Here is a 13,808-nt window from a genome sequence, read left to right as displayed (position 1 = left end):
GAACCACCGGCGCCCCCTCCACCAACGACCGATTGACCTACCCGGCAAGGACATCCATGACCCCGACCGACACGGCGACGGCCCTGCCCGACCGGCAGACCCTGCCCGCCGAAGAGCGCCACGCCACCGAACTCGCCTTCCTCGCCGCCCACGACGAGGGCCCGCGTCCGCCCGGCTGGCGACTGACACCCCGCTCCGTCATCACCTTCGTGTGCGGCAGCGCGGGCGCAACCCTCAAGCTCGCCAAGCCCCACGAGACACTGCCCCGCGAACTCGTCATAGCCCCCAAGTTCGTCGGTGAACGCGCCCTGGTGGAGCGGTGCGTCGTCACGCTCGCCGGAGAACGCGGGCTGCTGCTGGTCGGTGAGCCCGGCACCGCCAAGTCGATGCTCTCCGAGCTGCTCGCGGCGGCCGTCTGCGGCACCAGCGCACTGACCGTGCAGGGCACCGCGGGCACCACCGAGGACGCACTGCGCTACGGCTGGAACTACGCCCTGCTCCTCGCGCAGGGCCCCACCCCCCAGGCGCTGGTGGACTCGCCCGTGCTCGGCGCGATGCGCTCGGGCACGGTGGCACGGGTCGAGGAGATCACCCGCTGCCTGCCCGAGGTGCAGGACGCCCTGGTGTCGATCCTCTCCGACCGGCGGATGAGCGTTCCCGAACTGTCCGGCACGGACGACGCGCAGGTCGCCGCCGCCCCCGGCTTCACCGTCATCGCCACCGCCAACCTGCGCGACCGGGGTGTGTCGGAGATGTCCGCCGCACTCAAGCGCCGCTTCAACTTCGAGACGGTGCACCCGATCGCGGACGTCGACGCCGAGAGCGCGCTCGTGAAACGACAGGCCGTCGCGGCCGTCGAGCGGGCGGGCGCCGCCTTCGACGTCGACGACGCGGTGCTCGACGTCCTGGTCACCGTCTTCCGCGACCTGCGGGCGGGACGTTCGGCCGAGGGCTGGGACGTGGAGCGCCCCGGCACGGTCATGTCCACCGCGGAGGCGGTCCAGGTCGCCGTCTCCCTCGGAGTGGCCACCGCCTACCTGCCCTCCGGCGACCCCCTCGACCTGGTGCCCGGCCATCTCCTGGGTGTGGTCCGCAAGGACGACCCCAGCGACCACGCACGCCTGTTGGGCTACTGGGACGGACCCGTGCGCCGCCGCGCCGAGGACGGTTCGGCGACCTGGCGCCGCCTCTGGGACCTTCGGGAGAACCTTCGGTGACGATCGCTCAGGACCCCAGGGCCGCGCTCGACGCCCTGGCCGACTCGGTGGTGCCGTACCTGCTGGGCGTACGGCACCACAGCCCGGCCCTCGCTGCCGCCGTGCCCGCGCTGCTGGACGCGGCCGGTGCCGAAGTGGTCTGCGTGGAACTGCCGGTCGACTTCCAGCCATGGCTGACCCATCTCGGCGCGCCCGGCACGCTCGCGCCGGTGGCGCTCGCGGGTGCCGGTGCGGACGGACGGCTCGGCTTCTACCCGTTCGCCGACTTCTCGCCCGAACTCGCCGCGGTCCGCTGGGCCCGGGAGCGCGGAGCGGAGGTCGTGTGCTGCGACCTGCCGATGACCGACCCGCGCTGGCACGCGGCGGCTCCCGAGCACACCGAGGCGGCCGACCGGCCGGCGCCCACCTCCTTCGCGAAGGCGCTCACCGCGGCCGGGACCGGTCGCGACGGGGACGACCTGTGGGACCGCAGCGTGGAGGTCCTCGCCCCCGGCTGCTCCTCCGAGTCGCTGCGCAGGGCCGCCCTCGGCGTCGGCTGGGCGCTGCGCCAGGACGCCGAGTCGTCGGGCGGGATACCCGCGGTGGACCTGGCGCGCGAGGCACACATGCGGGAGACGATCGCCCTCGCGGCGGCCGGCGGACGCCGGGTCGCGGCGGTGATCGGCGCCTTCCACGCGTCGGCGCTGACCGAAGGCGCGGGGCCGGAGGGGACCGCACCGGTGTTCCCCGCCGAGCCGTCGTCCGTGGTCACCTCCCTGGTCCCGTACGCGTTCGACCTGCTGGACTCACGGTCCGGGTATCCGGCCGGGATCCGCGACCCGCGCTGGCAGCAGGCGGTGTTCGGCGCGGCGGGCGATCCCGAGCTGCTGCACGACGCCGCCGCGCGGGCCATCACGGGAGTGTGCCGAGAGCTGCGCGCGGCCGGACACACGGCGGGGACCGGCGAGGCCCGCGAGACACTGCGGGTGGCCTGCGACCTCGCCCGGGTGCGCGGACTCCCCGCACCGGGCCGGGGCGAGGTGCTGGAGGCCCTGACGTCCGTGATGGGACAGGGCGAACCGCTCGGCCGGGGCCGTGCCCTCGCGCGTGCCCTGGAAGTGGTCCTGGTGGGCACCGAGCGCGGCCGGGTCGCACCGGGCACCCCGCGCTCCGGGCTCGCCCCGTCCGTCGAGGCCGAACTCGCCGCCCTGCGACTGCCCGGCCCCGACGACCCCGCTCCGCGCGAACTGCGCCTGGACCCGCTCCGTTCACCCCTCGACAACCGGCGCGAGATCCTCCTCGGACGGCTCGACGTGTGCGGAGTCGGCTACGGCGAGCGCGTGGAGGTCGCCGGTACGGGCGACGCCGCCGCGCTCACCACGCGGTGGCGGCTGGCGTGGGTGCCGTCCGTGCCCGTCCGGCTCGACCTGGCCGGCGTGCGGGGCGTGACGGCGGCGCTGGCGGCCGAGGGCACGCTGCGCGAGACCTTCCGCCGGGAGTCGGCGGAAGGCGGGCCCACCTGCGCCCTCGTCCTGACGGGGCTCCGGGACGCCGCCCGCTGCGATCTGCCCGCCCTGGTCGCCGAGCGGCTGGCCGAGGCCGCCGAGGTGCTGCCCGCCTCCGCGACACTCCCCGAACTCCTCGCCGGACTCGACCTGTTGGAGGCGCTGCGCCGGGACCACCTGCCCGGCACCACACCCGGCACCCGCCAGGCGGCGGGCGCGCTCGCCGCCGACCTGCTGGAGTCGGCCGTACGGTCCCTGCCGGGTCTGGCGGGCAGCGACGACCCGGAGGAGGCCGCCGCGCTCGTCGCCCTCGCCACCCGCGCCGCCGACCACCGGCTCGGACTGCGCATGGACGAAGCCCTGGACGGCCTCGCGCACACCGGTTCACCGCTCGTCCAGGGAGCCGCGCTCGCCTGCCGGGTGCTCCTCGACCTGGCCGACGCGGACGCCCTCGGCGCACGGGCCGCCGGCTGGATCGACGCCGCCACCGGCCCCGACGCACGGCACGCGCTCGCCCGCAGGCTCGCCGGACTGCTGACCGGGGCCGCACCCCTGCTCCAGTCGGCGCCGAGCGCACTCGACCCGCTCCTCGACCGGATCGACTCGCTCGGCGACCAGGCGTTCCTGGACAGGCTGCCGGCCCTGCGCGGCGGCTTCGACGCGCTCAGCCCGGCGGGCCGCGACCGTCTCCTGCACACGGTCACCGAGCGGCTCGGCGACCGCGTCGACCTGACCCTGTCCGCCTCCCCGCGCCTGCTGGCCCTGTGGGCGGCGGCGGACGAGGCCGGCCGTGCGGCGGTGGAGGCGCTGCGGTCGGCGGCCCCGACGCCCCGGCCCGCCGACGCCGCGGAGCCAGGGACCGTCAGCCCACGTCCCACGCCGGTGCCGGACCGGCCGGTCGGTGACGGACTCCGTCTCACGCCGACCGACCGGTGGCGGCTGCTCCTCGGCAGGGAGAGCGACAAGCTGCCGCCGGGCGCACGCCGTTACGCGCACGCCCTCGACGAGCTGTACGGCCGGGGCCGCGGCGAGGGCTCCTCGGATCTCGGCCGGGACGGCGGTTCCGGCGGCGGACAGGACGCCTCCTTCCCGACCGCGCGTGAATGGGCGGAGGAGCTCCAGGCGCTGTTCGGCGCGGAGGTGCGGGAGGAGGTCCTCGCCCGCGCCGCCGATCAGGGCCGTAGCGATGTACTGGCCGAACTCGACCCCGACGCGGTACGTCCCTCGGTCGATCTGCTGTCGTCCGTGCTGTCGCTGGCGGGCGGGATGCCCGAACAGCAACTGGCCCGACTGCGACCGCTGGTGCGCCGACTGGTCGACGAACTCGCCAAGGAGCTGGCCACCCGGCTGCGGCCCGCGCTGTCCGGACTGGCCACACCCCGTCCGACCCGCCGTCCGGGCGGCCGGATCGACCTGTCCCGCACCCTGCGGGCGAACCTGGCCCACGCCCGAAAGAGGCCCGACGGCAGCACCCTTGTCGTGCCGGAACGACCGGTGTTCAGCACCCGTTCGCGCAAGGAGGCGGACTGGCGGCTGATCCTGGTCGTCGACGTGTCGGGGTCGATGGAGGCCTCCGTCATCTGGTCGGCGCTGACCGCCGCCGTACTCGGCGGGGTACCCACGCTCAGCACCCATTTCCTGGCGTTCTCGACGAACGTGATCGACCTGACGGACAAGGTCGAGGACCCGCTGTCCCTGCTGCTGGAGGTGCGGGTGGGTGGCGGCACCCACATCGCGGCCGGACTGGCCCACGCCCGCTCCCTGGTGACCGTGCCCAGCCGGACCCTCGTGGTCGTGGTGAGCGACTTCGAGGAGGGCTACCCGCTGGGCGGACTCCTGGGCGAGGTAAGGGCGTTGGCGAGTTCCGGAGTGCACCTGATGGGCTGCGCCGCCCTGGACGACTCCGGCACCCCGCGCTACTCCGTGCCGGTGGCGCAGCAGCTCGTCGCGGCCGGGATGCCCGTCGCCGCCCTCAGTCCTCTCGCCCTCGCCCGCTGGGTGGGCGAACGCCTCCGCGGAGAGTCCCGATGAACCCCGAACTGCCCCCGGTCGCACCCGAGGTGGCCGCTGCCGCCGTCGAAGCCCTGACCTCCCGGCTCCTCAAGAAGCTGGACGCCGCGATCGAGACGTACGCGTCCGCACCTGTCACCGTCGAGGGTGCCGTACGACGGGTGCGGTGCGGCGAGGACGCGGAGGTCGTCCTCACTCCGGGCCCGGCCGGGACGGTCACGGACCCCGGGCAGGCCGTGTGCAGCTGCCTGCTGGCCCCGAGGTGTCTGCACCGCGCCGCCGTGCTCGGTGCGTGCCCGGTGGCCGACGCGGAGACGACCGTGGCACAGGAGGCCGAGCCGCCGGAAGTCGTCGACGCTGCCCAGGTACCCGGGCCGGACCGGACCGAGCCCAAGCCTCAACCGGGACCCACGGACGCCCAGTTGACCGCCGCGCGCTCACTGTGGGCCGCCGCGGCGGCCGTTCTGGCCGTCGGGATACCCGCGGCGGGTGCGGTCGCGCAGGCCGAGGTGCTGCGCGCCTCGCACACCGCGCGCCTCGCCGGACTGCACCGCGCCGAGGCGGCGGCGCTGCGGGTGGTCCGCGGCCTGCGGGGCGCCCGATCCCGCCATGACGGCCACCGGCTGGCCGACCTGGTCGCAAACCTGCGCGAACTCCTCTTGACCACCGCCTTGTTGGCGGCGGCCGACCCGGCCCCGGCACTGGTCGGCACCGCCCGCCGCGCCTACCGGCCCGAGGGCGCGTTGCGCGTGCACGGGGTGTGCCGGGAACCGGTGATCTCCGCGACCGGTTACGGCGGAGTGGTCACCCATGTGATCGCCGACGACGGGCGCTGGTTCACCGTCTCGGACGTGAAACCGGGCGGACCCGCCCGTGCGCGCGGAGCCGCCACGGCCACGGTCGCACTCGGTTCGGGCAGCCTCGACCACGCCGGGCTCTCCCGCGGCGGACTGCTGATCTCGGGGGCGATGCTGTCCTCGGACGGCCGTCTCGGGGCCGGCAAGGGTGTCCAGGCCACTCCGGTCGCGGGCCTGTCCTGGAACGCGGGCCCCTTGGCGGCCCTGTTCGCCCGGCCCCTCGCCGAAGCCGTCACGGCCCGGCTCGGGAACGCTCCGGTGAGCGACCCGGAGGGCGCCGAGCGGACGGCCGGCGAGCTGATCGGCTGTGACCTGGTCATCGTCGGAGTCGTCGAACAGCACCTGCTGGCGCGGGAGTTGACCTCCGGCCGGGCGGACCCGGACGGCCCGCTGATCCGCCTGCTGCCGGCCAACGGTCACCCCGACCTCGCCCACACCGCGAACCTGCGCCGCCTGGCCTCCCGCCCCGGACTGCGGCTGCGCGTCGTCGGCCGCCTGGACCCCGATCGCGCGGCGACGCTACGGCCGCTCGCCGTCGGCCCCGTACCGGAGGCGGACGAGGGTACGGCGACGCTGCGGCTGCCCGCGGAGTGGCAGGGTCACGCGGACCTGGGCTACGACCGCATCGAGGGCAGCCATCTGCCGCCCGCCGACGCGTTCCCCGAGACCGCCGGACTAGCCGCAGTCCCGTCCGACCCGGTGACCGAGGCGCCGTTGTGGCGGCTGCGGCGGCTGGTCGAGGTCGCGGTGTCCGGCGGACGCAGGGCAGCGGCCGAGCCGGCACGCGACGGCGACCGGGCCGGGGCCGTCGTAGCGCTGCGGCGGGCCGGATTCCGGACGGCCGCGGACCTGTCCCACGCCCTCGCGGCGGAGGCGGACCGACGCGGGCGCGATGTGTTCGGCCGCACCGAGGAAGCCGACCCGGACGGATACGCGCGTGCCTGGCTCGCCGCGGCCGTCTATCTGGCCGGCACCGAACGCGCGTTGGTCCGGGGCACTTGGGAGCCGCCGGACGCGGCCTGACCGCCGGGCCGATGCTCGGCGCGCCGCCGCTTGTGTCACCTGTGCGTGGCGGACCGTCGTACGCCCCGGAACCTGTCCGGGGCGACGGCGTGGGCGTAGTGGTGGCGGCCATGGTGGCCACCGCGTTCGCGGTGTTGATTCGGAGCCTGGTCGCGGGCCTGGCGCGCGCGATGTCCCGTCGTCAGTCGCGTGTCGTGAGCAGTGCCGTCGTGCCGTCCGCCCTGGGGTCGCTCGCCGCGTCGACCGTGCCCGCGCGCAGGCGTGCCGTCTGGACGTGCCCCGCCTCGTCGTGCGGTCCCGGGGTCCTGTCGACGGTGAGCCCGAGCGCGTGGGCGGTCTCGGTCAGGCCTTCCGCGTCCGGGGTCTCCGGCTCCAGTACGAGCGTGGGCCGGGGCCGGTTCAGGTCGCGGGAGCCGATCACCCAGCGCGGACGGGCCAGGAGCGCGCCGGCGTCGGCGGTGTCGAGGAGTTCCTCGGCCACCTGGGACAGAATCCACGCCTGGGCCCGGCCGCCCTGGCAGCCGAGGGCGAGGACGCGGTCCGGCGCGGTGGCCAGCGCAGGGCACAGGGTGTGGGCGGGGCGCGCGCCGGGGCGGAGTGCGCCGGGGTGTGCCGGGTCGAGGCTGAAGGCGGAGCCGCGGTTGTGCAGGACGATGCCCGTGGCGGGGTCGGCGATGCCGGATCCGAAGGTCTGGAAGACGCTCTGGATGAGGGAGACGGCGTTGCCCCGGTCGTCGACGGCGGTGATCGCGACCGTGTCCCCGGCGGGCCGGGGTCCGGAGGGCAGCGCGATGGTGTCGCGGGGTGCCCGCAGCAGCAGTCCGTCGAGGTCGACGGGGCCACAGCGGGGATCGCCGAGCAGCGCATCGCGGTTCACTTCGGCCTGCCGGGCCGCGGTGAGCCGGTCGCCGTCCTGGCCGAGCACGGCGAGCAGGCTGACGCCTTGGCTGGGGGGCGGGGCCGCCCACCAGGTGACGCCGTCGCGGGTCAGGGCGAGCGGTTCGGTGAGCTGTGCCCGGTGGGCGGCGAAGTCCTCCTGCGTGAGCCGGCTGCCGCGGGCGCGCAGGGCCGCCACCAGCCGCCGGGATGTGGGTCCGGTGTAGAAGTGGCCCCAGTTGTCGGCGAGTTCGCCGAGTGTCGCGGCGAGCGCGGGCTGCCGGAGGGTGTCCCCACGGTCCAAGGGCTGTCCGGCCTTGTCGAGCAGAAGTGCCGACAGTCCGGGGTCGGCCCGTACGACGTCCAGGCGGCTGCGGACGGCGCGGGCCAGTCCCGCGCTGACCGGGACCCCGGCGTCGGCCATGTCCTGCGCGGGGGCCAGCGCCCGGGCGAGCGGCAACCGGGCCCCGAGGCGGGCGAGTTCCGCCCACCCGGCGACCGCACCGGGCACGGTCACCGTCTGCGCGCCGCCGCCGGGCATCCGTGCCCCCGCCGCGCGCTGTGCCACCGGGTCGGTGGCCGCGGCAGCGGCTCCGGCCGACAGTACGGCGTGCACGGTGCCGCGTGTTCCGTCGCGGACCAGGGCGACGAGGTCGCCGCCGAGGGAGCACTGGTGGGGGTACGCCACCGTGAGCGCGGCCGCGGCGGCGAGAGCGGCGTCGATGACGCCGCCCCCTTCGGCGGTGACCCGGCGGGCCGCCTCGATGCCGGCGGGGTGGGGGGCGGCGATCGCGATCGTGGTCATGACCGGTCCCGGGTGGTGAGGATCGCGCGGGCGAACGAACCGTCGGCGCCGACCAGTTTGGCGGGCAGGCAGGTCAGGTCGTAGACCCCGCCCGGTACCTGGTCCAGGTCGGCGTTCTCCAGGATGAGGACGCCGGCGCCGAGGAGGGCGTGGTGGACGTCCCAGGTGTCGGTGCGGTGGTGGCTCTCGATGGTGAGGTAGTCGATGCCGACGAGTTCGACGTGGTGCTCGATGAGCCAGTCCGCTGCCTTGGGCGACAGGCCCACCCAGCTCGGGGCTCGTTCGGTCTCCTTGAGCGGTCCGGCTGAGTTGGAGGTCTTGAGCAGGATGCGGGTGTGCCCGGCGGCGCCGGCATCCTCCAGGTGGTGCGGTTCCACGTCACCCTCGACGTGGGTGAGGTCGATGACGAGGGCCGGGCCGACGAGCGAGTGCAGGGACACCTCGTCGATGGGGGTGGCCCCGTCGCGGAAGTGGGCGGGAGCGTCGACATGGGTTCCGGTGTGCGCGCCCAGCCGCCAGCGGGTGACGTTGGAGGCGTCACCGCCGGCGAGGGACTCGACGATCTCCACCTCGGGCCTGCGTCCCCAGTGCAGCATCTCCGGGTGGATGGGGAGGGTGATGTCGTAGATCTTCACGAGGTCGCTCCGGGACGGTGGGTGGGGTCGGGCCAGGGTTCGCGGACGGCGGCGGAGACCGCGCGGGCGGTGGTGAGCAGACAGCGGTCGAACTCCTCGCCGCCGTGCTCGGCGTCGGCGTCGGCGACGTCGCGTCCCCAGACGCCGGTCTCGCTGACCTGGTCCATCCGGTAGTCCCAGAAGGAGTCCACGTCGACGTGGGAGGTGGCCTTGTCCATCCGGACCAGTTCGGGGTGGAGGTGGAGCATGACCGAGGTCTCGAAGAAGTTGGCGTGCATGAGCGCCCGGCCGTAGCGGACGTGCCCGTCGACCTCCGGGCCGGGGTACATCGTCACGTAGCCGAGGGCACGGACGCGGGCGTCGCGGTGGCGCACGCGGAGCTTCTCGGCGGACACGTCGAGCGCGCCGTTGTTCCAGATGTGGCCGTTGAGCAGGATGAACTGGCGGACTCCGGAGGAGTACAGGGAGTCGATGACGTCCTCGACGAGGGCGATCATCGTCTCGGGGCGCACGGCCACCGTGCCGCCGAAGTCGCCGTGGGAGGCGGAGACCCCATAGCTGAGCGGGGGCACCACCGGGACGCCGGTGAGCGCGGAGACGCCGTCCGCGACGGCGGCGCAGATGAGGGTGTCGACGGCCAACGGCAGGTGCGGGCCGTGCTGTTCGGTCGCGCCGACGGGGATGATCACCGCGTCGCGGGCGGCGACGGTCGACTCGGCCTGCTGCCAGGTCAGTTCCTCCCAGCGCACCGGCGTGCCGGTGCCGCCGAGTTCGGCGGCGAGCGAGGCGACGTCGAGTCCGGTGGGGACGGTCACTGGTGCTGTCATGGGGTGTCCTCCTTCTGCGCGCGCGGTGCTCACCACGCGCGTCGGCTCTTGTCCGGCAGCAGGTCCAGGGCGCGGACGGGGACCACCACGTCGTCCTCGACCGTGGTGATCCAGACGACGGCCTCGGGGCTGTAGTCGCTGATCAGTTCACGGCACACCCCGCACGGGGCGATCACCCGGAACCGTCCGGCGGGCTTGATCTGGACGGAGACGACCGAGGTCACGGACAGCGGCAGGTGCCCTGGGTACGCCGCGCGGGCCGCGCCCAGGGCGGCGCCCTCGGCGCAGATCGAACTGCGCCGGCAGGAGCCCTCCAGATGGACCCCGGTGTGCACGGCCCCGTCGGCGGTGCGGACCGCCGAGGCCACCTCGTGACGGCCGTCGCGCCACACCCGGGTGAGCAACTCCTGTGCGACGGTGAGGAGTTCGGCGTCCTCTCCGCTCATGGCGGCCGGCACCTCGACCGACCGGACGGCACTCACGCGGTGAGCCCGAGGAGACGTGCCATGGTGCCGCCCTCGACGAGCGCGCGGTCCTTGTCGTCCGGTATCGCCTTGGCGATCTTCATGCGTTCCAGGTCGAAGTCGGAACCGGGCCATTCGCTGCCCATGAGGATCTTCTCCGGGCCGAGACGCGCGTAGGCCCGCTTGACGTCGCTCATCAGCGTGGCCGAGGTCTCCAGGTACACGTGGGGTTGCCGTTCGGCGACGATGATCGCCTCGGGGACGTTCCAGACCGCGCCCATGTGGGCGATGATCGTCGGGACTCGGGGATGGTCTCGGGCGATCTCCTCGATGGCGAGCGGAGCGCAGAAGGAGTCGTCCAGGGCGTTGATCAGGACCATGAGACCGCGCCGGGCGCACGCTTCGAACACCGGGTCCAGCAGGCCGTGGTCGGCGACGTGGTAGCCGTGCAGGCTCGGGTGGAGCTTGAGGCCGACGAGTCCGGCGTCGGCCATGCGGTCGATCTCCTCGACCGCGTCGTCGGTCTGCGGCAGGACCTGCCCGAAGCCGAAGAACCGGTCGGGGTGGGCGGCGACGAGTCCGCTGATGAAGTCGTTCTCGATGCGCTGGGCGAGGGAGCACACCATGGCCATGTCGACGCCGGCGGCGTCCATGCGGTCCAGGATGCGCCGGGGTTCGAAGGGCGTGTACGGGGGCGGCGCCTCTCCTTTGCGTACACCTGTGAGGTAGTCGGAGCGTCCGCGGACGTCCTGGGTGGTGTTGTACGCGTCGATGATCAAGCGGGTTCAGCCTTTCTCGGGGTGCGCCGACGGCAGGAGGGATGCCGGCGGCGACGGGGGCACCAGCGGCAGATGGCAGCGCACGGTGCGGCCGGGCCCGATCTCGCGCAGCTCGGGCATGCGCGTGCGGCACTCGGCCTCGGCGAAGGGGCAGCGGGTCTGGAACAGGCAGCCCTCGGGCGGGTCTGCCGGGTCGGGCAACTCGCCCTCCAGCAGGGGCCGTTCGGGGCGGTCGTCGGACGTGAAAGAGGGCACCGACGCCAGCAGGGCGTCGGAGTAGGGGTGGGCCGGGCCGGCGAAGAAGTCGTCCCGGGACGCGGTCTCGATGATCTGGCCGAGGTACATCACGGCGACCCGGTCGGCGATATGGCGGACGACGCCGAGGTCGTGGGAGATGAACAGCATGGTCAGACCGCGTTCGTCGACCATGTCCGCGAGCAGGTTGAGCACCTGCGCCTGGATGGAGACGTCGAGCGCGGAGACGGCCTCGTCCGCGACGACGAAGCGGGGTGAGGAGGCCAGGGCACGGGCGATGCCGATGCGCTGGCGCTGTCCGCCGGAGAACTCATGAGGCTTGCGGTGGCCCGCGTCCGCGCTCAGACCGACCCGTTCCAGCAGCTCGTCGACGACCGGCGCGGCCTCGGCGCGGCTCGTCCCGCGTGAGCGCAGCAGGGGTTCGGCGACGATGTCGGCGACCCTGCGCCGGGGGTTGAGGGAGCCGAACGGGTCCTGGAAGACCATCTGGAGGTCGGCCCTGGTGCGCCGCAGGCGGGTGCCTCGGAGCCGGGTGATGTCCAGACCGAGGAAGTCGATGGTGCCGGAAGCGGGTTCGACGACCCGCAGCAGGGCCCGGCCCAGGGTGGACTTGCCGCAGCCCGACTCGCCGACCAGGCCGAGCGTCTCGCCCTCGTAGATCTCCAGGTCGATGTCGCGCAGGGCCCGCACCTTGCCACCGGACCTGCCCCGGTACTCGACCCGCAGCTTCTCCGCCCTGATCAGCGGGGTTCCGGGCCGTGCGGCGGCGAACGCCGCGGCGGGGGCGGGTGTCGTGGGCGGGGAGGTCATGGGCGCCTTCCTTCCTGGGCCGCCAGGTGTCGTCCCGCGGGCGCTGGACGCGGTGTCGTCGGGCGTGCCGCACCGGGCAGGACGCACGCGTCCAGGTGCCGGGGGCCGCCGTGCCGTGCGCGCAGCGCGGGCTGGTCGGCGCAGTCGGGCCCGGCGTGGGCGCAGCGGGCGGCGAACGCGCATCCCGCCGGGCGCTCGACACCGGTGACCGGCTGGCCGGGGATGGCGGGCAGCCGGTCGAGGACGGGCCCGTCGATGGGTGGCACCGAGCCCAGCAGGCCGACGGTGTAGGGGTGTTGGGGGTTGCGGAGCACCTCGCCCCGGGTGCCCTGCTCGACGATGCGTCCCGCGTACATCACGGCGACGCGGTCGGCGACCTCGGCGACCACACCGAGGTCGTGGGTGATCAGTAGGACGGACGTGCCGTGTTCGGCGCGGGCGCGGCGGAGCACGGAGAGGACCTGCGCCTGGATCGTGACGTCCAGGGCTGTGGTGGGTTCGTCGGCGATGAGGACGGCGGGGTCGTTGGCGAGCCCCATGGCGATCATCACGCGCTGGCGCATACCGCCCGACATCTGGTGGGGGAGTGCGCGGGCGTTGCTCCGGGGGCTGGCGATGCCGACCTCGTCGAGGAGTTCGACGGCCCGTTCCCTGCCCTGGCGGCGCGAGACGGGGCGGTGGGCCCGCATCATCTCCACCACCTGGTCCCCGACCCGGTGCAGCGGGTTGAGGGCGGCGAGGGCGTCCTGGAAGACGACGGCGATGTCCTTGCCGCGGACGGCGCGCAGTTCCCGCTCGGTCGCCGCGGCCAGGTCGCGGCCGGCGAACTTCACCTCGCCGCTGATGTGGGTGCGCGGTCCCCGGTTGAGGCCGACCATGCTCATGGCCAGCGCGGACTTGCCGGAACCGGACTCGCCGACGAGCGCGAGGATCTCGCCGCGGCGCAGGGTCAGGTCCACGCCCGCGACGGCGGGCAGGCGGCCCGCGGGCACGTCGAAGCCGACGCGCAGGTCGCGGACCGTCAAGACCGCCTCCTCGCCGGGCTCGTGCGCGTCGGCGGGGTCGGGCCCGTTCACGACGTTCCGCTGACAGCCGTGGCGGCGGCGTGGACGAGGTCGGCCACCCGTCGCGGGTGCACGAGGGTCGTGTAGTGGCTGCCCGGCACGTGCTCGGTGCGGGCGCCGCAGCGGGCCGCCATGTCGCGCTGTGCCTGGGGGCGCAGGGTGCGGTCGTCGTCGGCGACGAGGTACCAGCTGGGCAGGGTGCGCCAGGCCGGTTCGCCGGTCGGCTGGCGGAAGATGGCGTCCTCGGCCTTGCGGCCCTCCGCCTCGACGACGGCCCGGTGCTCCGGCGACAGGTCGGGGCCGATCTCGGCCCAGAACCGGTCGCCGGGTTCCGACTTCCACTCGCCGTTCGGGCCGCGGCGCATGAAGGCGGAGATCTCGGCGGGCTCGTAGCGTTCCACGATGCCGTTGACGGTCTCGCCCTTCTCGGGGGCGAAGGCCGCGATGTACACCAGGCCGCGGACGGCGGAGTGCCGGCCGGCGTTGGTGATGACGGCGCCGCCGTAGGAGTGCCCGGCCAGCAGGACCGGCCCGCCCATCTCCTCGATCACCGAGGTCGTGTGGGCGACGTCTTCCTCCAGGGAGGTCAGCGGGTTGGTGACGGCGACGGTCCGGTGTCCCCGGGCGGCGAGCAGCGGTTCGACCTCCGTCCAGGTGGTGGGGCGTCCGCCCGCTCCGTGGACCAGCACGATGTCCATGCGG

At 74.4% G+C, this 13,808-nt stretch carries 11 protein-coding genes; 3 read left to right on the top strand and 8 right to left on the bottom strand.

Annotated elements, in window-relative coordinates; genetic code table 11:
• The first annotated feature begins 56 nt into the window (after positions 1-56).
• Genes ACIPTO_RS20855 through ACIPTO_RS20845 form a run of 3 tightly spaced genes read left to right on the top strand, consistent with a single transcriptional unit; the run spans position 57 to position 6,591 of the window.
• Positions 57-1,217 carry an AAA family ATPase gene (locus ACIPTO_RS20855; protein ID WP_401194283.1) on the top strand — a complete coding sequence of 387 codons (1,161 nt, stop codon included), beginning with the start codon at positions 57-59 and terminating at the stop codon, positions 1,215-1,217.
• Positions 1,214-4,732: a DUF5682 family protein gene (locus ACIPTO_RS20850; protein WP_401194280.1), complete on the top strand. Its 3,519-nt coding sequence runs from the start codon at positions 1,214-1,216 to the stop codon at positions 4,730-4,732. Before ACIPTO_RS20855 ends, ACIPTO_RS20850 begins: the two co-directional genes overlap by 4 nt.
• Positions 4,729-6,591: a hypothetical protein gene (locus ACIPTO_RS20845; RefSeq protein ID WP_401194278.1), complete on the top strand. Its 1,863-nt coding sequence runs from the start codon at positions 4,729-4,731 to the stop codon at positions 6,589-6,591. Before ACIPTO_RS20850 ends, ACIPTO_RS20845 begins: the two co-directional genes overlap by 4 nt.
• A gap of 181 nt (positions 6,592-6,772) precedes the next feature.
• Here ACIPTO_RS20845 and ACIPTO_RS20840 read toward each other — a convergent pair whose 3' ends face one another.
• From ACIPTO_RS20840 to ACIPTO_RS20805, 8 genes are read right to left on the bottom strand one after another with little or no spacing between them, the layout of a single operon-like run.
• The gene (locus ACIPTO_RS20840; protein WP_401194275.1) at positions 6,773-8,272 is read right to left on the bottom strand and encodes a gamma-glutamyltransferase; all 1,500 of its coding nucleotides are present in this window, start codon (positions 8,270-8,272) and stop codon (positions 6,773-6,775) included.
• Positions 8,269-8,907 carry a cyclase family protein gene (locus ACIPTO_RS20835; protein ID WP_401194272.1) on the bottom strand — a complete coding sequence of 213 codons (639 nt, stop codon included), beginning with the start codon at positions 8,905-8,907 and terminating at the stop codon, positions 8,269-8,271. Before ACIPTO_RS20835 ends, ACIPTO_RS20840 begins: the two co-directional genes overlap by 4 nt.
• Entirely contained in the window at positions 8,904-9,734 is an 831-nt protein-coding gene (locus ACIPTO_RS20830; protein ID WP_401194269.1) for a creatininase family protein, read from the bottom strand. Before ACIPTO_RS20830 ends, ACIPTO_RS20835 begins: the two co-directional genes overlap by 4 nt.
• 29 nt (positions 9,735-9,763) lie before the next feature.
• Positions 9,764-10,180, bottom strand: coding sequence for a cytidine deaminase (locus ACIPTO_RS20825; RefSeq protein ID WP_401194266.1), 417 nt, complete (start codon positions 10,178-10,180; stop codon positions 9,764-9,766).
• 32 nt (positions 10,181-10,212) lie between these two features.
• Complete coding sequence (locus ACIPTO_RS20820; RefSeq protein ID WP_401194263.1) at positions 10,213-10,977, bottom strand: amidohydrolase family protein; 765 nt, start codon at positions 10,975-10,977, stop codon at positions 10,213-10,215.
• Between the two features lie 6 nt (positions 10,978-10,983).
• A complete protein-coding gene (locus ACIPTO_RS20815; RefSeq protein WP_366314896.1) occupies positions 10,984-12,042 on the bottom strand; it encodes an oligopeptide/dipeptide ABC transporter ATP-binding protein in 1,059 nt (352 codons plus the stop codon).
• A complete protein-coding gene (locus tag ACIPTO_RS20810) occupies positions 12,039-13,118 on the bottom strand; it encodes an ABC transporter ATP-binding protein (protein WP_401194260.1) in 1,080 nt (359 codons plus the stop codon). The genes ACIPTO_RS20815 and ACIPTO_RS20810 overlap by 4 nt, the downstream gene beginning before the upstream one ends.
• Positions 13,115-13,804: an alpha/beta hydrolase gene (locus ACIPTO_RS20805; RefSeq protein ID WP_401194258.1), complete on the bottom strand. Its 690-nt coding sequence runs from the start codon at positions 13,802-13,804 to the stop codon at positions 13,115-13,117. Before ACIPTO_RS20805 ends, ACIPTO_RS20810 begins: the two co-directional genes overlap by 4 nt.
• Positions 13,805-13,808 lie beyond the last annotated feature (4 nt).

Source organism: Streptomyces sp. NPDC090083 (genome assembly GCF_044747445.1).
Classification (GTDB): domain Bacteria; phylum Actinomycetota; class Actinomycetes; order Streptomycetales; family Streptomycetaceae; genus Streptomyces.
Note: the sequence above shows the minus strand (reverse complement) of the source record. Positions and strands in the feature narration are given on the sequence as shown.